At 46.6% G+C, this 21,701-nt stretch carries 19 protein-coding genes; 13 read left to right on the forward strand and 6 right to left on the reverse strand.

Annotated features, from left to right (window positions below; translation table 11 throughout):
* Positions 1-34 precede the first annotated feature (34 nt).
* The 3 genes from PPM_RS01670 (at position 35) to PPM_RS01680 (ending at position 3,402) form a co-directional block, all read left to right on the forward strand.
* Positions 35-2,470 carry a LamG-like jellyroll fold domain-containing protein gene (locus tag PPM_RS01670; RefSeq protein ID WP_013368970.1) on the forward strand — a complete coding sequence of 812 codons (2,436 nt, stop codon included), beginning with the start codon at positions 35-37 and terminating at the stop codon, positions 2,468-2,470.
* Between the two features lie 384 nt (positions 2,471-2,854).
* The gene (locus tag PPM_RS01675; protein WP_007428290.1) at positions 2,855-3,055 is read left to right on the forward strand and encodes a cold-shock protein; all 201 of its coding nucleotides are present in this window, start codon (positions 2,855-2,857) and stop codon (positions 3,053-3,055) included.
* Positions 3,056-3,186: 131 nt separating this feature from the next.
* Positions 3,187-3,402 carry a cold-shock protein gene (locus PPM_RS01680; protein WP_013308357.1) on the forward strand — a complete coding sequence of 72 codons (216 nt, stop codon included), beginning with the start codon at positions 3,187-3,189 and terminating at the stop codon, positions 3,400-3,402.
* Between the two features lie 82 nt (positions 3,403-3,484).
* Here PPM_RS01680 and PPM_RS01685 read toward each other — a convergent pair whose 3' ends face one another.
* The gene (locus tag PPM_RS01685; RefSeq protein ID WP_013368971.1) at positions 3,485-4,309 is read right to left on the reverse strand and encodes an alpha/beta fold hydrolase; all 825 of its coding nucleotides are present in this window, start codon (positions 4,307-4,309) and stop codon (positions 3,485-3,487) included.
* 186 nt (positions 4,310-4,495) lie between these two features.
* On the opposite strand from PPM_RS01685, the gene PPM_RS01690 reads away from it, so the two are divergent.
* Entirely contained in the window at positions 4,496-4,828 is a 333-nt protein-coding gene (locus tag PPM_RS01690) for a hypothetical protein (protein WP_013368972.1), read from the forward strand.
* Positions 4,829-4,878: 50 nt separating this feature from the next.
* On the opposite strand, the gene PPM_RS01695 is transcribed toward PPM_RS01690, so the two are convergent.
* Together PPM_RS01695 and PPM_RS01700 are read right to left on the reverse strand one after the other, a co-directional pair.
* Positions 4,879-5,424, reverse strand: coding sequence for a GNAT family N-acetyltransferase (locus tag PPM_RS01695; RefSeq protein ID WP_013368973.1), 546 nt, complete (start codon positions 5,422-5,424; stop codon positions 4,879-4,881).
* 261 nt (positions 5,425-5,685) lie between these two features.
* Positions 5,686-6,258 carry a hypothetical protein gene (locus PPM_RS01700; protein WP_013368975.1) on the reverse strand — a complete coding sequence of 191 codons (573 nt, stop codon included), beginning with the start codon at positions 6,256-6,258 and terminating at the stop codon, positions 5,686-5,688.
* Between the two features lie 218 nt (positions 6,259-6,476).
* On the opposite strand from PPM_RS01700, the gene PPM_RS01705 reads away from it, so the two are divergent.
* The 6 genes from PPM_RS01705 to PPM_RS01730 all read left to right on the forward strand — a co-directional run bounded on the left by PPM_RS01705 (position 6,477) and on the right by PPM_RS01730 (position 11,223).
* Positions 6,477-6,890, forward strand: a complete 414-nt coding sequence (locus PPM_RS01705; RefSeq protein ID WP_013368976.1) for a GntR family transcriptional regulator — start codon at positions 6,477-6,479, stop codon at positions 6,888-6,890.
* Complete coding sequence (locus PPM_RS01710; protein WP_013368977.1) at positions 6,887-7,600, forward strand: ABC transporter ATP-binding protein; 714 nt, start codon at positions 6,887-6,889, stop codon at positions 7,598-7,600. Before PPM_RS01705 ends, PPM_RS01710 begins: the two co-directional genes overlap by 4 nt.
* Positions 7,597-8,364: an ABC-2 transporter permease gene (locus tag PPM_RS01715; protein WP_013368978.1), complete on the forward strand. Its 768-nt coding sequence runs from the start codon at positions 7,597-7,599 to the stop codon at positions 8,362-8,364. Before PPM_RS01710 ends, PPM_RS01715 begins: the two co-directional genes overlap by 4 nt.
* Positions 8,365-8,403: 39 nt before the next feature.
* Positions 8,404-8,889 carry a cytochrome c biogenesis protein CcdC gene (locus tag PPM_RS01720; protein WP_013368979.1) on the forward strand — a complete coding sequence of 162 codons (486 nt, stop codon included), beginning with the start codon at positions 8,404-8,406 and terminating at the stop codon, positions 8,887-8,889.
* Between the two features lie 355 nt (positions 8,890-9,244).
* Positions 9,245-10,462, forward strand: coding sequence for a stalk domain-containing protein (locus PPM_RS01725; protein WP_013368980.1), 1,218 nt, complete (start codon positions 9,245-9,247; stop codon positions 10,460-10,462).
* A gap of 83 nt (positions 10,463-10,545) precedes the next feature.
* Positions 10,546-11,223, forward strand: coding sequence for a hypothetical protein (locus PPM_RS01730; RefSeq protein WP_040102345.1), 678 nt, complete (start codon positions 10,546-10,548; stop codon positions 11,221-11,223).
* 93 nt (positions 11,224-11,316) lie between these two features.
* On the opposite strand, the gene PPM_RS01735 is transcribed toward PPM_RS01730, so the two are convergent.
* The 3 genes from PPM_RS01735 to PPM_RS01745 all read right to left on the reverse strand — a co-directional run bounded on the left by PPM_RS01735 (position 11,317) and on the right by PPM_RS01745 (position 18,116).
* Positions 11,317-12,321 carry a LacI family DNA-binding transcriptional regulator gene (locus tag PPM_RS01735; protein ID WP_013368982.1) on the reverse strand — a complete coding sequence of 335 codons (1,005 nt, stop codon included), beginning with the start codon at positions 12,319-12,321 and terminating at the stop codon, positions 11,317-11,319.
* Positions 12,322-12,487: 166 nt separating this feature from the next.
* Positions 12,488-15,928 (reverse strand): GH36-type glycosyl hydrolase domain-containing protein, encoded by a 3,441-nt coding sequence (locus tag PPM_RS01740; RefSeq protein ID WP_013368983.1) that lies wholly within the window; start codon positions 15,926-15,928, stop codon positions 12,488-12,490.
* 13 nt (positions 15,929-15,941) lie between these two features.
* Positions 15,942-18,116 (reverse strand): glycoside hydrolase family 3 N-terminal domain-containing protein, encoded by a 2,175-nt coding sequence (locus PPM_RS01745; protein ID WP_013368984.1) that lies wholly within the window; start codon positions 18,114-18,116, stop codon positions 15,942-15,944.
* A 504-nt stretch (positions 18,117-18,620) separates the two neighbouring features.
* On the opposite strand from PPM_RS01745, the gene PPM_RS01750 reads away from it, so the two are divergent.
* Genes PPM_RS01750 through PPM_RS01760 form a run of 3 tightly spaced genes read left to right on the forward strand, consistent with a single transcriptional unit; the run spans position 18,621 to position 21,668 of the window.
* Entirely contained in the window at positions 18,621-19,874 is a 1,254-nt protein-coding gene (locus tag PPM_RS01750) for an extracellular solute-binding protein (protein WP_014599401.1), read from the forward strand.
* Between the two features lie 36 nt (positions 19,875-19,910).
* A complete protein-coding gene (locus PPM_RS01755; RefSeq protein WP_013368986.1) occupies positions 19,911-20,795 on the forward strand; it encodes a carbohydrate ABC transporter permease in 885 nt (294 codons plus the stop codon).
* An 18-nt stretch (positions 20,796-20,813) separates the two neighbouring features.
* A complete protein-coding gene (locus tag PPM_RS01760) occupies positions 20,814-21,668 on the forward strand; it encodes a carbohydrate ABC transporter permease (protein ID WP_013368987.1) in 855 nt (284 codons plus the stop codon).
* Positions 21,669-21,701 lie beyond the last annotated feature (33 nt).

Consider the following 21,701-nt stretch of genomic DNA (forward strand, 5'->3'; position numbering starts at 1 on the left):
ATCAGGAATGTTCAAAACGAGAGGAGATTGATTTATGAAGCAATTATTTGTTCGTAAAGTAACGGCCGCTTCTCTGGCAGGTGCGCTGTTGTTGCCTGCTTCTCTGGTGGGCGCCGAGTCAACACTCAATTCAGATACAGCTGGGATTCAAAGTGTAGAGCAAACTTCCCTTCAAGCTCAAGGTCTGGAAAATGTTTTAAGCCAAAGTAAAAAGGCCGTCTCCTTCAAGGAGACTTCCGTACATGATCCATCCATCCTGAAAGTGAAAGACATATTTTACATTTTTGGCTCACATCTGGCGGCTGCCAAGTCCAAGGACCTTATGAATTGGGATACAATTGCGACAGGTGTGGCAAATGGTAATGCATTGATTCCCAACGTCAAAGAGGAATTAAAGGAAGCGCTGGATTGGGCGCAGACAGACACGCTGTGGGCAGCGGATGTCATTCAACTGGCGGATGGCAAGTTCTATATGTACTATAACGCTTGCAAAGGTGACTCCCCGCGTTCAGCTATGGGCCTAGCAGTTGCTGATAAAATTGAAGGACCTTATAAGAATAAAGGGATTTTTCTGAAATCCGGCATGTGGGATCAACCGAGTGAAGATGGGACGATCTATGACGCAACCAAGCATCCCAATGCCGTAGACCCTGACACTTTCTATGATAAGAACGGCAAGCTGTGGATGGTATATGGCTCCTACTCCGGAGGCATTTTCATTATGCAGATGGATGAAAAAACAGGGAAGCCTCTGCCAGGCCAAAGCTACGGGAAAAAGCTGACGGGCGGTAACCATGCTCGTATGGAGGGGCCGTACATACAATACAGTCCACAAACGGACTACTATTACTTGTTCCTATCCTATGGCGGATTGTCAGCGGATGGCGGATACAACCTGCGTGTGGCTCGGTCCAAAACACCAGATGGCCCTTTCTACGATGCTGAGGGCAACGACATGATCAAGGTTAAAGCGAATCCTGATAAACCTCTTTTTGATGACGCTTCCATTGAGCCATATGGTGTCAAGTTAATAGGTAATTACTTGATTCCAAGAGAAATTGGCGATCCGGGAACAGGGCTGGGTACGGGCTATGTGTCGCCTGGACACAACTCGGCTTATTATGATCCCAAGACGAAAAAGCATTTTGTCATTTTTCACTCCCGTTTTCCGGGGAGAGGCGAGCAGTTTGAAGTGCGTGTACATGAAATGTTCATGAACGCCGACGGTTGGCCTGTCGTTGCTCCTTATCGCTATACAGGAGATGAGGATTCACTGAAAAAGCTGTCAGAGAAGGATGTCATCGGTCAATACTCGTATGTAAATCATGGGAAGGAAATTTCGGCCAATATTAAGCAAGCTGTTACCGTCAATCTGGATCGCGGTGGCAAACTGTCTGGCGGAGTGAACGGTACATGGAAGCTGGGGGCAGACAATCAGCTGGAAATTACAGCAGATGGTGCGAAATACAAAGGGGTATTCCTGCGGCACCGTGATCCAGACACGGGAGCCAAGACGCTTGCTTTTACCGCATTGTCCTCCAAGGGTGTTGCGGTATGGGGTTCGCTAAAGCCTGACCTGAAGGCCAGCAAGATTGTAGCTGCGGTGCAGAAGGATTTGAGTCTAGGCGATACGAGCAACGTTTTTTATGATCTCACGTTACCTACTCAAGCTGCACAAGATACTACTATTTCGTGGGAATCTTCCCGTCCCGAGATTATTTCTGTCACTGGTGAAGTGTACCGTCCAGAAGCCGGTTCTCAGCCTGCAGCAGTTACATTGACAGCGACTATTAAAAAGGACAAAGCGACTGCAAAGAAAAGCTTTACAGCCATTGTTCCTGAACAGGCTCAGGGTCCTCAACTCGCACGTTACTCGTGGAGTGAGGATCAAGGAACCTCGGTTGTCGACAGCACATACAACCAACTCGACGGTAAGACCTATGGCGGTGCCACATGGGACAAAGACGGGAAGCTTGGCGGTGCTCTTAGCCTGAACGGCAAAGATGGTTACGTGCAGCTGCCCAATACGGTAACCGATGCGAAGGACTTTACCTTTTCCGCTTGGGTGAACTGGAAGGGCGGAGCAGCTTGGCAACGGATTTTTGACTTCGGCAACGGCCAGGCTCGCCATATGTTCCTCACCCCTTCCCAAGGAAGCGGTGTACTCCAGTTTACAATCCATGAAGGTACGGATCAGAGCTTGCTTTCCAAATCATCATTACCGCTAAACCAGTGGACCCATGTGGCGGTTACACTGGAGGGGAATACAGGGAAGCTGTATGTAAATGGTGAAGAAGTAGCTGTAAATGACGGTATTACCTTTAACCCCAATGAGTTGCTGACGAACGAGGCGTATCTCGGTAAAAGCCGCTTTGTTGCCGATGCTTACTTTAACGGTAGCCTGGATGAGGTACAGTTATATAACAAAGCGCTGACAGCAGAGGAAATTAAAGCACTGGCGGATTTGTAATTAAAATGAGCAAATAAAGCAGGAGATGAACTTTTTCTCAAGAAGTTCATCTCCTGCGCAACGTTGTGTATATTTATTTCTTGATTACTGGTATAATAGGAGGTAATTGCGGATATAATGTTTTAAGTAGGCGTTGATGATTCACTCTTGTCTGATGAAGACAGGTTGAAGCAGCAATAGATGACATGAGCACTCTGCATAAATTAAATTCTCCAGTGCTTGCGTTTTCAATACACTTATGGTAATATGAGTATATTGAAATTGTGACCTGAGATTCACATATTGTAGAGGGTTATTGTTTTAGGTTGAAATAACCTTGTGCAATATGTGAATTTTTATTTGTAAAAAATAAAGGTCATATAAATATATTTTGGAGGTAATTCCATGCAAACAGGTACAGTTAAATGGTTTAACGCAGAAAAAGGTTTCGGTTTCATCGAAGTTGAAGGTGGAAGCGATGTATTCGTACACTTCTCCGCAATCCAAGGCGAAGGTTTCAAATCTTTGGACGAAGGCCAACGCGTAGAATTCAACGTAGTTGAAGGAAACCGTGGACCACAAGCTGAGAACGTTGTAAAACTGTAATTTTAAATTACAGCCTACTTCAGATGCCCCGAACATAGCGTTTGGGGCATTTGTTTTTATCTGTTCACAAGACCGTTTTTGAACTGATTACATCTTATCGCTTTATAAATCATGAAGAAAGAGGGATGTTTATGTACAATTCACGGAAAAAGCCAATGGATGAAATTCCTGAGGAAATAACAACAGTTTGGAATTGCGCCAGTGATACATGCAACGGCTGGATGCGGGATAACTTCGCTTTTTCTGTCGAGCCGACATGCCCCATTTGCGGTTCTGCCATGGTGAAGGGCGAGAAAAAGCTGGCTGTTTTGAATAATACGAGCTTTAATCATACCAAACAATCCTAAGCGGATAGATGTTTGTAGTGAAAGATGCCCCATAGCCATAACGGCGCTGAGGCGTCTTTTTTGTTTTTCTGAGAACAGGCTTTCAATTAGGGTGTAAAGAGGATGGGGATAGTATGCTCAGTAAGGTGGAATTAAATTCAGGTAGTGCTTCATAAAATACACTGTGACCACTTCGTTCGAAAGGAATAAGCCTGGAACCGGCAATTCCTTTTTGAGTTTGGATCGCTAGGGGGAAGGGGCAGACTCGATCCAGCTTGCCGTGCAGAATCCACGTAGGCACGTGTATACATGGCAAATCGGGCCGTAAATCAGAGTCACGCAGTGAATACAAAGTACAAGCCATGCTATGAACCGAAGCCGCAAAGCCCTGATCACGTAACCAGTCACGTAAACTCTGGCTGACAGGATTGGCGAACAACATTTCGCCAAATGATGTTACCAGTTGCGGGCGATCTGTATAGGCTTGTTTGATGAGTTTATCTACCTCAGCGACAGGAGTACCGTAAGGAAAGTCGCTGGTAGGGGTAAACCGAGGCGTGGCAGCTCCGATCAAAATCAGCTGGTCAACCCCCCATCCCCGGTGCCTACTCATGTAGCGCGTAACAATAGCTCCCCCCATGGAAAAGCCGATCAGTCGTATATGGCTTAATTGAAGGGCCTGTATAACAGCCAGAAGATCGTCTGCCAGTCGATCATAATGGTAGCCATGCCATGGTCGATCAGACTTCCCGAACCCCCTAAGATCTACTTGAATACAGCGGTATCCGTAAGCAGGCAACAGGGCAACCTGGTATTCGTACATTCGATGGTCCAGCGGCCAGCCGTGCACCATCAGAACAGGGATGCCTTCTCCTATATCTTCTACATACAGCTTAACGCCACGTTCCACTTCAATATAATATCCCATGATGCTCCCCCCTTTAAAAATCACGAAATTTCGTTCTCTCTCACATATATGTAGCCAGGGCTTAGCTCATTCGAAAAAGGGGTGAGATCGTCGCTATGCAGGTATGAAATTGGTAAAATATGTATGTCATCCTGCATGGGGATAGGATATACTTATGGAATGAAACAGCATTGGGAGAGTGGAACAATGACACCATCAAAAACATTAAAATGGATCACAGGCGGATTGGAGCTATTTTTTGCTATTCCTGTTCTGGGCGGGCTGCTCGTCATAAATTCTGCGTATACTGTATTGTTCTTTATGTTGATTTTCCACATTGTTACGTTGGTGCTATCGGTGACTAATAAAGAGGCGTATTATGGATCTGTTTTAGGGATTGTAACCTCAGTTATTGGGTGGATCCCATTTGTGGGCTGGTTAATGCACTTGATTTCAGGCATATTTTTGATGATTACCGCAGCCCAACAGCCGCGGGATCAGTATCGCAATCGCAACCCCTACGATGATTATCGCTACTAGGGCAAATACCGCGCTGAAATGATGAAAGATCCTGTGGACAGGATCTTTTTTTAGTTATGAATTCTTCCCATGAGTATGGTGTTGTAGTATTGACCATCTGAAAGAATCTTGTCGTTTTTTAACACCCCTTCGATTTCGAATCCATGCTTTTTATAAAGCGCAATAGCTTTATTATTGGTTTCCAAAACTTGTAGAGTCATTTTCTGGATACCGTTGGAGTCTGCCCAGGAAATAGATTTTTTCAAAAGATTCGTACCGATTCCATAACCCCAGAAATCCTTTAGTACACACACACCGAATTCAACTTTATGAGCGAATCGACGCAGAAGATGACCTTCACATCTTGAAAATCCAACGACTTTATCATGAACGACAGCAACTAAAAATAGATTTTTGGCATGCTCTGTATCGGCTTTAATAAGCTGTTCAAAACCGGATGTACTTATGAATGCTTCTCCCTTCTCTCTGTCTAAATTTTCAGTCTCTCCATCAATTAGCACGCGGATTTCCGACAAGTTCATCGCATCCTGAATCATAGCCGATCTGATGGTATAGCTTACTCCTTCTACATTAAATTCCTGTTTATTTATTTTCATTACATACTCCCTTTACCTGAATCAGGATAAAAAATGTGATCTCTGGTTTATGTTAGTTTACCACATATTGTATGGAATGCATGAAAAATAAGCCTGTCCTCTTCTGTTGTATCGCAGTAGAGGACAGGCTTATTCATTCTCGATCCGTACAGGGAAGCCGGATGGAGATTTTATTATTATGGAGTGGCTGTATCAGATTAACAAATGGTTTTTACGAATATGACTTATCGAGCTACAGCTTTTGGAAAACAGAAGCTGTAGCTATTTTTGCTTAGCAGAGGCTTTAGCTGTATTTGTTTTGGCGGGAGCCTTGGCCGCCGCATCTGTTTTAGCAGGAGCTTTACCTGTTTCTCCTTTAGCCCCGTCTACTGGTGGCTTAGAGGGCTTAACGCCATTCACCATATCGGTAATCATTTGCTTTAGGTTGGAAACACGTTGATTATATTCGCTTGCGGTAATCTTGCCGTTTTGTTTTTCCGTAGCGAGTTTTGACTTCATATCCGAAACCATCACATCAATCACGGAGTTTACACTCACGCCTTGTGCTGTGGCGATCGTAGCAAGGGATTTACCGGCTTTCAGCTGTGTATCCAACTGACTGGAGGACAATTTTAATAGTTTCAGGAGAGCCTTGTTCTCAGCATAGTTTCCTCCTGCGATTTGTGGACCGTTAGCATCGCCGGGGTTTCCCTTAGGTGCCTGTGCTTTGTTTGCAGTGGAAGCATCAGGTGTAGTTGAAGCAGCATGGGCTGCGCTTGTGGAGTACAGCGCTCCGCCTCCTAAAAATGCCAACGCCAACGTTCCGGCCAAAATTGCTTTCTTGGTGCTCTTCATCTTCATTTTCCACCTTTCAGTTATGGTTTGTTTGGTACGTGATACATCATAAGGGATCAACTTGAATGCTATCTGAGCGCAAGCTGAGCATTTACTGAATGAAATTTGGATGGCAGGACTAACTAACATTTTAACGAATTGTACTTGTATTAAGTGTATTAAGTGATATAATACACTACAGGCACGATAGATACAGCTGAATTAGGGGGAAAACACCCATGGAAGAACAACGGGTTGGCTCGTTCCGATTTTTAATTGACTTTAGCCAGCCATTATATGAACAAATATTAAATCAAGTACGAAGCTCCATTGCTAAAGGGGAGATCGAAATGGGAAGCAAAATGCCATCTGTTCGTGATCTGGCGCAGGAATTGCGTATGAATCCGAATACCGTGATGCGGGCGTATCAGGAGTTGGAGCGGGACGGATTGACTGAGAAGCGGCGCGGCCTGGGTACATATGTAACTTCGTCCAGTGAGCGGATTGCCAGCTTTCGGGAACAACTGGCTATGACGTATATAGATCAGTTTCTCGGACAGATGAGCAGCCTGGGATTATCCTGGGAAGATGTACAGCAATATATAAGAAACCGACAGGACGGAGATCACGAGGAAGGAGGCGAAAAGGCATGACAGAGTCTGTGGTAACCGCAAAGAAGCTGATAAAGCAATATGGAAATAAAAAAGCATTAGACCAACTGGATGTCGTCATTCCGACAGGACGTATTGTAGGTGTGCTTGGGCCCAATGGCTGCGGGAAGTCCAGCTTCTTTCGAGCCATCACGGGGTTAATTCAGCCGGACGGGGGCGAGCTTCAGGTGCTGGGCCAACAGCCTGGCTGGGAAACCAACCGGAATATATCCTATCTTCCTGACCGGGCACGCTGGTATCCCAATCATACAGTTCAGCAGACGCTGGAATGGGGGAAGTCCTTTTTGCCTGGCTTCAATATAGAGGATGCCTATAAACTTGCTGACCATATGGATGTGGAATTGGAGCTAAAGATGGCCGGGTTGAGTCGCGGACAGGAGGCACGTGTGCTGCTGATTCTGTGCCTGGCACGAGAAGTACCGCTTATGATCCTGGATGAACCTTTTGTAGGCATTGATGTCCTCTCTAGAGAAGCGATCGTAGCTGGGATTATTGATTATTTGGAGGATCGTCAACAATCTATACTCATTAGCACACATGATATTCAGGAAGTGGAAGGCTTGTTTGATTACACGGTCATGATGGACCGCGGGCGAGTGATATGGTCTGGTGAATCGGATGATCTGCGTGCAGAGCATGGCTCGCTGAACCAGGTGTTCCGCAATTTGTACAAAAGGGAGTGGAAGGCGTGAATTCATCCGGGCTGTTCAAAGATTTAATACGCCATGAATTTCGAAATAAAGGAAGCTGGAGAAAGCAAAGCCGCAATCGACTGCCCAGATCGTGGAGACTTGTATATTTCTCACTATTTCTAATTGCGGCGTTCGCGATTTCCTTGTACTTCGCTCTTCACAACCAACTCGAATTGACAAGGCTGTGGTACGTCACTCTGGGCTTGCCGTACATGATTGTTTTCATGGGTGTGGGAATGCTGAGAAGAGAATGGGAAAATGACACCTACGGATGGTGGCTGACCCTTCCCTATCCGCGTATGTGGCTAATTAGCGCCAAATGGATTGCTGCTATTTTACAAACCATTGTCGTGATATTGCTCTTGTTTGTAGTAGGTTCTCTATACGCGCTATTTATCTCATCGACCATACAGGCTTATACGTTTGCTGATGCAGCGTCTTTTATGATAGCCGGCTTAAACTGGTTTGTAATGATTATTGGTTTTACTCCATTGGTTATTGCGCTGGGTCTGCTGACGGCTAGTACCAAATACAGCACTTTGCGGCCACTTAGCCCGATTCTGTGGATTCTTTTGATGGGTGGAGGGAGTATCTTTTATTGGTCAGGCGATCAGCGGATTTATGAGCAGTTTGATCGTGTCCAAAACGGACATTGGTTTCCTTTTACCTGGCATTTCCCGGTTGCGGTGTTGATTAGTTGGGTTGCTGCATATGCATTGATCCGCTTGAACGCTTATTTGCTGGAGAAAAAGCTGTCGATTTAAATTAGGATAAATGACTATATATTAGAAAGGAATTTCACCATGACGACAATCTTTATTTATGCGTTGATGGCTGTTCTGGTGGGGCTAATGATCTGGTTGAGAACCAAGAGACGAAGGGGCCCGGTAAAAGGAAATGGATTCCGGATTTTGCTTCCCATGTTTATTGCTTTCCCAGCTATGATGATATCGGTATATCAATTGATGCATATTCCTGGTCAAACGTACGCGCTCCCCGCCTTTTGGGAACTGTTGGTTGCTGGGTTATTAGGGGCTCTGTTTGGCTACGTTGTTTTGCTGCATACGGCGTATGAAAGACGGGATGACGGTCTCATCTATCCCAAGCCGAACCAATATTTTAAATATATTATTATCGCTATTATTTTGATTCGCGTTGTTCTGACCCAATACCTCAGTAGTCTGGGTACGACCGAAATTAGCATGCTGGCTATTACGATGGCGCTGGTATATATCTCAATCTGGCGAATTGGGAGCTTTATCAAGTTCCGGAGAACGTTGTCCGTATAACAATATTAATGAGGTTAATAGCGGCTTTCTATTCAAAAAGCGTCTATTCGCTTGGTGATAGGAGCCGTTTTTTTGAGCTAACTTTATTAGTGCATGTTATTCATAATAAAATTATGGAGAGTATCATACATTGTTATTGCTTTCCATATCCTTTATTCTAAGGTTTGTGGTTTGCGTGGCAACAGTCATAAGTATAAAAATTCAAAGGAGGGTTATTAAGGTTTCAAATGATTTAAATGGGGTTTAAAGTTAGATAGGGGGGAATGTTTATACTTCCGCGGTTAACTGCAACTATATTGGTTACATAAAATTTCATTTCATACTCTATTTTACAGGTTGAGAGGGGCTTACATTCATGAAAAAACATACGGTTACTGCTGCGCTTGCTGGCTTGCTTGTTCTGTCTTCTGCTGTACCGGCTTTAGCAGCCGACGTAAAACCTGCCACGGGTATTCAGGTTTGGGTAGATGGCAAGAAGGAGGCTTACAAAATTGCGCCTATCGTGAGAAACAAGCAGGTGTTGATCCCCCTGAGACAGTTGGCCACCAGTTTAGGAATTCCACTGGACGCCAAGCATATTACATTCAATACGGCGCGTCAAAGTACGACGATTCGTTATGATCAAGCGACGGTTGTACTAGTATCCGGCAGTCCGGAAGCACAAATCAACGGGATTAAGGTACCACTGTCCACCTCGACCATCTTGACCAAGCAAGGGGTAACCTATGTGCCGGTCGATGTCGTCAAAGAAGCGTGGGGCAAGCAAGTGATTTGGGATCCGGCCAGCCAAACCTTGCAAATCGGGGTGAGTAATAAGGATAAGGTTGTAGAGATTCTGAAAAGCTTTGAAACGGGTAATACGAAAGCAGCTGAGGCTTGGATCAGCAAAGATCAGTACATTCAGCATAATCCGAGCTTTGCTAGCGGGAGAGATGCCTTTTTGCAAGGGATTAGCCATTCGAAGGGAGCCAACGTACTGGTTGAAGTCCAGCGGGTTATTCAGGATGGCAATGATGTAGCAGTACATTATAAAAAGTCCATTGCAGGGAAAACGAGTATTGGTTTTGATATTTTCCGCTTCGATAGCAATGGTAAAATTGTTGAGCATTGGGACAACATGCAGGACTCAGCTCCAACCAATCCAAGTGGACATACCATGATTGACGGAACAACACAAATCACGGATCTCAACCAAACCGAGACGAACAAAACGCTGATCCGCAAGTTTGTAGATGATGTGCTGGTTGGCAAAAATCGTGCAGCATTGGAAAGCTATTATAATGGGGATCAGTATATTCAGCATAATCCTCTTTTTGGTGATGGTGTATCCAGTCTGAAGCAAGCATTATCGGCAGCAGGTCAGGGAGCTTCTATTGGATATGATCAGGTGCATATGGTTCTTGGAGAAGGCAACTTCGTGCTGGTTGTAAGTGAATTGAAATCTCCTAAGGGGACCTCAGCCGCTGTCTATGATCTGTTCCGTGTGGAGAACGGCAAAATAGCCGAGCATTGGGATGTAGTTAAGGAGATCCCAGCTAAAACAGAGTGGAAAAATACGAACGGTAAATTTTAAAAAATGCACATATAGTGCGAGCTGATTGGCACTTTCCAGACCGTCCGGTTCCTGTTAAAATGATGCAAACATAGATCAGGGGGATGGAAGGTTTGAAGGAACGTGTGGGTTGCCTGCATGCGCATCACTCGAATATAGCTTATGTGGAACGGGCTTTTGCTTCTTATGAGGTGGAACTGGTACATTTTGTGGAACCGGGACTTATGCGCCGGGTCTCGTCGGACCCTCATTTTTCTGCGGATGATGCCAGTCGCAAGGTAGAAGAGCAATTGAGTTGGATGTCTCAAAGCGATCTAGACGTTATTTTGATAACGTGCACGAATTATATTGCTTTGGCGGAGAAGGCTCAAGGGGCCATGTCTACACCAATAGTCGCACTGGATGAACCCTTTTTTCATGAAATGTGCGATGATTTGCTGCCACGAACCTTGGTATTCACGAATCCAGCTACTGTAGAGGGCACGATGAAGCGTCTTTATCATACGGCCACTCTATTAGGCAAGCCGGAACTCTCTTCACTGATAGAGGTCAAGGTGGTGGAGAGCGCTTTTGAACTGATTATGCAGGGACGTAAAGATGAGTATGAGGAATTGCTGATTCGTTCATTGCATGAATTGAGGAATGCTGATCCAAGCAGAGAGCTGGCTGTCGCACAGTTATCCATGGTTGATGCTGCTTTGCAGGTGGAGCTGGAGACAGGGCGAACGATTGGAAACCCCCTACGGTCGCTGGCGAATTTAATTAAGGTTTTGTTAGGTTAAATAAGTATAGCTAAAAGAACTTCCAACCCATTTTTGGGACAGTGGAAGTTCTTTTTTTGGAGTGGGTGGGTGGGGCACCTCTTTTGCTGTTCATCAGAGATTCTGTTGGTCTTGGGTGATGAATGCTGCGCCTGCCGATTCTCTTTGAACAAGCGTAACGTATAACCGTTCATGTTCCACGTCTTCCCCGGCAATAATTTTGAGAACCTGTTCGGCGGCTACAGCGCCCCATTTTCGTTTGGAATAGTCAATCGTTGTCAGCCGGGGCTGAATATATTGCGCCAGCTCGATATTATCAAAGCCGACGATATGAACATCCTTGCCAATGGTAAGCTCTGACTGAGCCATTCGATTGTAAAAGCCTACGGCCATTTCATCATTGAGACAAAATACGGCTACAGGCTTCGAATCCGGGTCAGCTTGCTGCTGTAAAATGATTTCAGCCGCCTGCTCGCCGCCCGATTTCTCGAAATTGCCGCCTATTTCAATCATCTCGGCGACGCCGCTACGCTCAATGGTTTGCTTGACCGCCTGCATCCGCTGCCAGGAATCATAAGAACCTTCGGGTCCGGTCACAACATATAACTTGCGGTGTCCCAATTCCAATAGATGCTCTATTGCAAGCGCGGCACCTGCTTTGTTATCCAGCAGCACCTGGTTAATGTTAGGATGATTCAGTTCACGGTCCAATACGACAATTTTATGTCCCCGCTCGGCGTAGTTCAGCAGCTCCTGACTATCAAACGTCTGATCCAGTACAATGGCTCCGTCAATCATGCGTTCTGGCAGCATTCGATGTGATTGCTTTCCGCTGCATACAATGAGGTCATAGCCCTTGCGGTTCAAAATTTCCTTGATGCCGTACAGCAAATCTCCATAAACATCTCCGCGAAAATCAGTCAGGAATACGCCAATAATTTTGGTTTGCCTTTTTTTGAGATTCCGTGCGGCGGCATTTGGCACATAGTTAAGCTCTTTGGCAATGGCCAAAATACGTGCGCAAGTCTCTTCTGTTACCTTATCGCTACCGTTCAAAGCATATGAAACGGTAGATATGGAAACGCCCGCCTGTTTGGCGATATCTTTAATGCTGACCACAGCGTCACCTCCTTGTGTCCGTCTTATATCTGCTATTGTATATTCATTATTAACCACATATCTATTCCAAATGTCGTAGTTCTACATGCAAGCAGCAAAGGGCGATCCCGCAAGATCGCCATCCCTTTGTTGCCTATACCAGATTTCGCTTATGCATCATTCGATTTTATAAAATAATCTCCAGGCAGTGTACACCATCATGTTCTGCTAACGCCTGCTCGAAAGTCTCGCGTTTGATGCGCAGGGCACCGGAACGGTAGCGATTATCATCGGCTGGCTCGCTTTCCAGAGGGGCACCGTTCAATACTGTACGGCCTTGCTCACCGCTCGTATGCTCTTGCAGCATGCGGTAGACGAAGGTGATTGGCTTCCCTGCAAAGGAAAATTTAAATTCCAATCCGTCGAGATCGTCTGGCAGCACAGGGTCCAGGATTAGGTCCTCGCCTGACTGACGAATACCAAGGACATTCGATATGAGCTGATTCATGTAGATTCCCGGACCGCTGGAATAGATTCTCCAGCCACCCTTGACGGGCACGGCTCCTTCCCGCAGTTCACCAAAACGTTCCTGTGCTTCATAGCGGGTGTTAAATTTACCGTCCGAGCTGCTGAAATACGCGTTGCTTTGGCGCCATTCGGCATTCGGTACGGTCGCACGGATGCCGACCGGATTGATGAGCTTCAGGCTATGCCAAGCGTCATCCTTGCGTCCTAATTTGGCCATAGCTTCCACAAAGCGGATATGAGCATGCACATATTGCAGCCCGACTTCACGTCCGAAGTTGGCCGCTTGCTCTGCGCGCTTGAAGTGCGAACTCACACCGCCGTCATATTGTGCAGGGCGGTTCATCAGACGCACACCATCCGGGCAGAGAAACTGCTCGCGGATGAGCTGCTCGTGAGCCAATGCTTGCTCAGGCGTGAGCAACTGGCTAATCATGCTGCGTGTCATCGGCAGCAAGCGGTAGTGGATTCCCGTCTCGGTGTCGGACGGATGGAGCATCAGCTTGGGTTGACCGGGCTCTTCCATATATACGAAGCCTGGAATAATTCCACTCTCCAGCATGTAGCGATTGAAGTCTTTACGGATGCCGTTCGCCATCTGATGTAGATCTTGTGCGATCTTATCAGCTTCGCTTACTACATCTGCAGGAGCTTGCTCCAACGCAGCAGCAAAGTTACGAACCACTTGGTAGGTGAGGGCAACCGTCCAGCTGCTCGCCATGTATTGCTTCAGCTGCGCATTGGCTGGCTGGAGCGTGTCGTCCCAATCGCCATCGCCATAAGCCGATAAGTACGTGTCATGCAGGAAATTTTCCCGAATATATTCGATTTCCTTCAGGGCATGTTCCATAAGGGTCGCAGTCTGCTTGGTATAATCGAAAGTATGCCGATGAGTGTAAGGCACATTTTCTCCCAGAATACTGTAATCACGGGTAGCGGTCAAATAATCGCCCAGTACCTTGAGTGGCCAAACGATAATATCCCCATGGCTTTCTTCTTGCTGCACGTGAGTATAGTTGTCAAACATAAACCATTGCGGCCAGTTTCCGCTGTCTTCATACTGATGGCTGAATACAGTTAACAAAATGGAACGAACCTCATCAAACTTTTGCACCGCCGAAAAATATTCCACAGGCCCCTGACATACATCGCGTGTTCCCCAGGCTGCTCCGCCGTATTGCTCCAGACCGTGAGGCACAGAGTAGTGGACGAGCATATTGTGGGTGTACCACCAAGCCACTGCGTTCACACGGAATAGCTCGCTGGTTTCCTGTTGGCCAAGCGTCAGATGGAAGCCATTCATAAGCTCGGCAAAATATTCCCGGTAGCGCTCACGCTCATCTTCAAAGGAGGCGTGAAGCTCTTTATGTGCTCGGTCCTTCCCGGTCGAACGGCCATGCAGCCAGCCCTGTACAGTGCAGGTCCATTCGCTGCTGTCGCCCAGTTCCAAAACGACCAGTGACGCATCAGGAGAGGCTCCACCCTGTAGCAGTGCTTGAGCATCACTCACCTGCTGTAACGAAGCGCCTGCTACGTGCATGCGGTACAAAAGGTCCGGATAAGCCTCGGCGCTTAGGGAGGCGGAATCAGCTCTAAAGAGCAGGTCGTCACCTTCGCGTTCCATATGAAACGGAAGCTCATATTCGTTCACATGCATACACATTTGCTGAGTGATCAGAAATGGGTAAGCTTTACCACTTGCCGAACGCATGTGAAGTCGCACTTCTGGGCTATCGGCATTCGTATGATTTGTAATAATGAATGTATCGTCAGCCGTTTTGTAATACCAGCGCACATAATTAAAGCCAATCTCGAACAGGGAGGGCATGGTGAGCAGGCGGTATTTTCCTTGAATTCCGACGTAGATACGTTGACCGGATGTCTTGGGAATGTTGAGCGCATTACGCACGTTGGTGATCATTTTGTTGAAATTGGTATTACCGATCACGAGTTGGGAATTGAATACCCCGTACATATAGGAGGTGGTTGTAATGGTTTCTTCCTTACCTCCAGAGTAATGCCCACCCATTAAAATGTGCCCGTGAGGACGCTCTACACGAAGCTCTTTGGATTTGAGTACAACATGCTCATAGCTATCCGTAAAAAAGGAAAGTAGTTCATCGCCATCCCGTTCTTCTTCCTGGCGTTTCGGGAAAAGCTGATCCACTTCGGCATCGGTCAAGTCCAGCGTGCGCAGCGGTTCACCGATGGTTTGCGCTGTAGCTACACGTTCTGCCTGGAAGTCACTTGCGATGCGCGCTGGTATGATGGTCGCGGAAGCGTCCGCTAGAACGCCAACTACTTCATCGCGTGCTTTGGTTACCAGGTCCTGATACTCCAGCTTCGTCACTGCAGCCGGATGGCTCGGCTGGAACAGACCGTAAAACGTAAAGCGTGCTTCCCCGGCGAGTTTTACCCGCTCAGATTGCAGCGCTGTATAAGCGAATTCGTATTGATACACTTCATTGGCGAGCGAGTCGCGGCGCAGTGCTTCCGGCTCATTCGTTTCCTTGTAAGAAAGTCCAAAGAACTGAAATCCGTCAGTCGAGTATCCGACAGTACGAGTTAACGAGCCTTGTTGAATGTAAGGGAATGCCTGGCTTTGCGGCTGATTCTGACGTGAGCAAACGGTATAGCCTCTTTGTTCATCATGATAGACAGTATGGTCAATATATTGAGACAAATAAGCTTCATTACTGCGCACAGCAGCGGTATCGGCAATACCGATATCCTGACCGTACACAATATCTGCTTCAACGTCATCGCCCTGTAGGGTTACATCCCAGAACCATACTCCCAGGCGGCTTAGTGTGAAGGTCACCTGATAGCCTACACCGGCGGTGAAGCCTTCCCAAATAATCTGCTGATCCGTTTGTCTGATTACGCCGGGCGAACGAACTCCAAGCAGTGGAGTGATGCTTACGCCAGAAGGACGATACAGTCTCAGGTACAGATTATTCAAGGAACCATCGACTGAATTGGTCAACAGCTGGTTGATCATCGTTGAGCCGTGAGCGATCTTGTACACATCACCGCTGCTTAAGAAGGTAAAAGACAGGTCTCCGGCTCGCAGCAAAATATTTTGATCTAGACTTGTATTCATCAAAGGGAACGCCTCACTTTCCTGTTTCTTTTACTAACCGAAAACGGCCTTCTGTAGTATCTCGGCTGTTAGGTCCTGTAAAGACGGCAAATTCACCGCTGTCACTGTCGAAGCTCAAATCTGCATGATGATAGCGCAGCTGAGGCTCGGTCACTGTAAATTCCACTTCCTGGCTTTCGCCTGGGGCAAGCAGGACTTTGCAGAAATCTTTCAGTTCTTTCATTGGACGAACCGTATCACCGCTGATATCACGGACATAGAACTGAACCGTTTCCTCGACTGGACGTGTTCCTGTGTTCGTTACCTGTACTCTAACAGTCAGTTCTTGACCGGGAATAAGGGTATCGCCGGAAAGCTGTAAGCTGTCATAGGCTACATCGGTGTAGCTCAGGCCATAGCCGAACGGGAATAAAGGTTCGTTCGGTATATCTAGATACTGGGACACATAGCGTTCTGTCGTGTTCGGATCTAACTGTGGACGTCCTGTATTAAAATGATTGTAATACACAGGCACCTGCCCGACCGATTGCGGGAAGGACATCGTCAGACGACCCGTAGGTTCGGCATCACCGTATAACAAATCGGCAATTGCTGCGCCGCCTTCGCCACCAGGGAACCAGGCTTCCAGTACAGCGTCTGCTTCTTCGATGACACCGTGCAGATCCAATGGACGACCATTAAACAGTACGGCTACCATTGGCTTATTCAGTGTCTTCAGGCGCTTCACCAATTCCAATTGGGCCTGTGGCAGGCGAATATTCGAACGGCTGCCTGCTTCACCACTCATATCCGAGCGCTCACCAAGCGCTAATACGATGACCTCTGCTTGACTGGCAGCATGCAGAGCTTCTGCATATTGCTCCTCTGTTATGTCGTCTACAGAGCATCCTGCCGCTACGGTGAGCAGCGAGGAGGATATTTTCGAATGGAACCCGTCGACAACACGAATGGCTTCCTCTTGTGAACCGCTCCACGACCAAGAACCCAAAATATCGCCGCTCTCTGCAAAAGGTCCGATCAATGCAATACGTTGATTGCGATTCAATGGAAGCACGGAATCATTTTTGAGCAGCACGCATGATTTAATGGCTAGTTCTTTGGCAACCGCACGATGGGCTTCGCAGAACACAACTTCACGTTCACGCTCAGGGTCTGCGCCGCGTAGCGGATTCTCGAACAAGCCCAGCTTTTGCTTGAGCTTCAATATACGCATCACTGCTTCATCAACGAGTGCTTCATCCAGCTGTCCGCTGCGAATCAGCTCAGGCAGGTGTCCATTATAGCAGGAGGTCATCATTTCAATATCTACGCCTGCCAGTAATGCTTTCTTTGCTGCCTCCCGCTCATCTTCGGCGATGCCATGAGGAATAAGCTCTTTGATCGCGGCCCAATCCGAAATGAGTACACCGTCAAATCCCCATTCATCACGAAGCAGATCACGCATCAGGCGCTTATTGCCCGATGCCGCTACGCCTTCTACGGTATTGAAGGACGTCATCACCATTTCGCAGCCTTCATCTAAAGCAGCTTTGTAGGAGGGGAGATAATACTCTCGCAGCTGCCATGCGGATACATCTACGGTATTGTAATCTCGTCCGCCTTCACCGGCTCCATAGGCAGCAAAGTGCTTCACGCATGCGGCTACCCGCTCGGTATCATTCGTCAGATCTTTACCCTGAAATCCGCGCACAAACGCACGGGCAAATTGACTGTTGAGATAAGGGTCTTCCCCAGTGGATTCCATTACACGACCCCAGCGGGGGTCACGTACCAGATCGACCATAGGAGCGAATGTGACGTGAACACCAGATACGGCTGCTTCCCGGGCAGCGATAGTAGCGCTCTCTTCTGCAAGTTCCATATCCCATGAGCAACCAATAGCCAGCGGGATCGGGAAAATCGTTTTGAAGCCGTGTACAATATCTGCCATAATTAAAAGCGGAATACCCAGACGATTTTTACTCAAATGAGCCTGCTGAACACGAATCGCTTCCTGAGCTCCTGCAAGGCCGAGCACGGAACCAACATTGTGAACCGTTTGCTCGGTAATGCCGAGAGAAGCCATAGGACCCGTAATTTGGCCCTCTGTACCCGCTTCTTCAAAAAAGCCACCCACAAGCTGTAGCAGTTGGTCAACTTTTTCTTCAAGCGTCATGTTTTGTAGATAGGAATTCAGGTGTTGTTCCATCATAATCCTCCATAAGCTGTATGGTTGGTAGAACAGCTCTCTTTTTCAAATTCATGAGATTTTTTGGATAAGTTGATTCAAAAAAGTGCTGAACAGGCTAATAGCTAGTATAGAAGCATAATATTCTGTTGTATTATTAATCGAAACGTTTCTATTGTTGAACTCAGTTGGATTATATACGCTTTCAAATGGAGAGTCAAATGCAAAACGGAGGTCTTTTTATAGGATGAGTAGCGTAATAAAGATAAAATAAATGAAAAAAAGATGCGATTCTAAGTAAACAAAAAATAATATCCCTATTGAATACGGTTTCAATTTGTTCTATAATGACTATCGAAACGTTTCTATTGATGAGTATGGTCCTTAGGCTTTAAACATAATTGTTATAACGGTATGCTTTAACTGCTATGTATTTGCATGTATCAGAATTTTGCAAAACTCATGTATTTGAATCCGTTATTATATTGCATGATCGGTAAACAGATCATCTCGGGAGGAATTCGTATGATGAAAAGAACATTGGGGATCATTTTGGCAAGCACCTTATTACTGGGGGGGGCGTTGGCAGGCTGTTCATCCAAGGATGATTCGTCAGGCAAAGATGCAAATGGCAAGACGACCATCACCATGTGGGGCATGGGAGCGGAAGGAAAGCTGCTGCCTGAAATTGTAAAAGATTTTGAGAAAGAAAATCCGGATATTCACGTTGATGTACAGGCGTTGCCTTGGGATAACGCTCACGATAAGCTGCTGACAGCAGTTGCTTCAAAATCCGGGCCGGACGTGGTTCAGTTAGGTACATCATGGGTTCCCGAACTTGCGTCTGCGGGTGCACTAACAGACATCACACCTTATATCAGCAAATACCCTGAGCTTGAAGCGAAAAATTTCTTCGAGGGCGCTGTGGGTACGGCCCAATTTGAAGGTAAGCCAGTCGCTGTACCTTGGTACACTGAAACGAGAGTCTTATTCTATCGTTCGGACCTACTGAAACAAGTCGGATATAATGAAGCACCTAAAACGTGGGAGGAACTTTCCGATGCTGCTCAAAAGCTAGCGGCTCGGGGTAAAGGCAAATATGGTATCTCCTTTAGTGCAAAGGAGCAGTCCATGGGCTTTATGTTTGCTCTCCAGAACGGTTCCAAATTGGTTGACGAGCAGGGCAATCCGCTGTTCAACCAACCACCGTTTGTAGATGCTGTGAAGTATGTGAATACCTTTTTCCAAAATGGCTCTAACGCAGTGGATATTGGAATTGATTCCGTTCAAGGTTTGCAAGGCGAGGGTATCGTTCCAATGTTTATCAGCGGTCCTTTCATGATTAAAGAAATCAAGAGCAAGGCACCAGAATTGGAAGGTAAGTGGAATATAGCGGAGCTTCCTGGCAAAGTAAACAACCTGTCCGTTTTGGGTGGAGCCAACCTTTCAATTATGAAATTCAGCAAGCACCCAGAGGAGTCGGCCAAATTCCTGGCTTACATGAGCAAACCAGAAACACAGCTGAAATGGATGGATCTGTCCAGTAACTTGCCTGCGACTACTAAATCGTGGGAAGATGCCAAACTGAAGAGTGATCCGATGCTTCGGACGATTCGCAAACAGTTGGATCATTCCGCAGCATTGCCGCAACTGGCCGCATGGGAAGAGGTTTCTCAACAATTCATCAAGAGCTTCGAACGTATTTACCGCGGTCATGCCGATGTACAGAAGGAAATGGATGACTTTAATCAGCAGGCTGCAAGTATAATGAAAAAATAATGATCCATATCCGTCATTGTCAAAGGGAGTGAAGGCATGAAAGGAAGCTCGCAGAAGCTTGCGCCATACTTGTTTATCGGTCCCTCCATCATCCTGTTAACGCTGTTTTCGTTGTTGCCGATACTACTGGCGCTCGTGATCAGCTTCACGGATATGGATCTGTCCGGACTCGTTAATTATGAAAGTATTCGCTTTATAGGATTGGAAAATTACACGAACGTGCTTTTGGACCCTTCCTTTTTGAAGTCCATTGGTAATACGTTGTTCTTTGTCATCATTGGTGTTCCGTTGGTGCTGATATTTTCGCTCAGCATCGCGATCCTGATTAACATGGGTAAATCACGTGCTTTCAAAATATTCCGCGTCGTGTTCTATCTGCCGTCCGTAACGAATGTAGTTGCGGTCGCAGTCGTTTGGAGCTATCTGTATAATCCGACGCTTGGATTATTCAACTACGTACTTGGTCTGATGAATTTAGGTCCCGTCCCATGGCTGACCGATCCAACAGTAGCGAAAATTTCGCTGATTGTGTTAGCGGTTTGGCGGGGCATCGGCTTAAACATGATTATTTTTATTGCGGCTATTAAAGGGATTCCGGGCTCTTATTATGAAGCGGCACAGCTTGACGGGGCCAATACATGGCAGCAAATTCGTTATATTACGCTTCCGCAGCTTCGTTACGCTATTTTCTTCGTGTCCATCACAACGATGATCGGCTGGCTGCAATTTTTCGAGGAACCTTTTGTCATGACCAAAGGGAAACCGCTGGACGGCACGCTAACGGCATCCTTGTTCATTTACAATAACGGCTTCCAATTTAGTAAATTCGGGTATGCCGCGGCGGGATCGTTCATTCTGTTCTTTGCGATCATCGCGGTAACGCTGATTCAGTTCCGTTTGCAAAATAAAGCGGAGTCCTGATAGAGAGAGGTGATGAACGTGAAAACAGCTGTTCAGCAAGCCCGCGCCAATACGCGCAGTGGTGAAAAAACATTTCAATGGTTCGTGGCGATTCTCCTGACTGTGGGAGGTCTGTTGATGGTGCTGCCTTTTGCGTGGATGATTTTATCCTCCTTTAAGACAGAGGGCGAGGTAACCAAAATTCCTCCAACCATCTGGCCGGAGCATTTTACACTGGATAATTTTAAAATCCTATTCGATAGCATGGCGTTTGGAACCTATCTGACGAATACGCTGATCATTGTCCTAGCTTCCTTCTTCGGATTATTCCTTAACGCCATGGCGGGTTATGGTTTTGCTAAATTCCAGTTTAAGGGCAAGGGCTTCCTGTTCTATTTGGTGCTGGCAACCATGATGATTCCAGGTCAAGTGACGATGATTCCCGTCTATTTGATTCTGAACCAGATGGGGTTGACCAACTCTATGCTGGGGATTGTCCTTCCTGGATTGGTGGGCGCGTTTGCGATCTTCCTCTTCCGGCAGTTCATGTCCGATATCCCAGAAGAACTGCTGGAGGCGACCCGTCTTGATGGAGCAGGTGAGTTCCGCACTTTTTTACAAATCGTGCTACCCATTTCGACGCCGATTATCGCGGTACAGGCCATCCTGACCTTCATCGGTGGCTGGAACAGCTTCTTATGGCCGCTCATTATTGCGAACGATGAAAAGCTGTACACCTTGTCCGTCGGTCTGTCACTGCTCAAGGGACAGAACGAAAGTCAATTTGCTCTGCAAATGGCGGGCTCGACCTTCATGGTCGTTCCGATCATGATTATCTTCATTATTTTCCAAAAGTATATTATCGAGAATTATACGATTTCGGGGATTAAGTAGGGGGATAATAGGTGAATTGATAAAAACACAAAA

The sequence above is a fragment of the Paenibacillus polymyxa M1 genome (genome assembly GCF_000237325.1).
In the GTDB taxonomy this organism is placed as follows: Bacteria; Bacillota; Bacilli; order Paenibacillales; family Paenibacillaceae; genus Paenibacillus; species Paenibacillus polymyxa_C.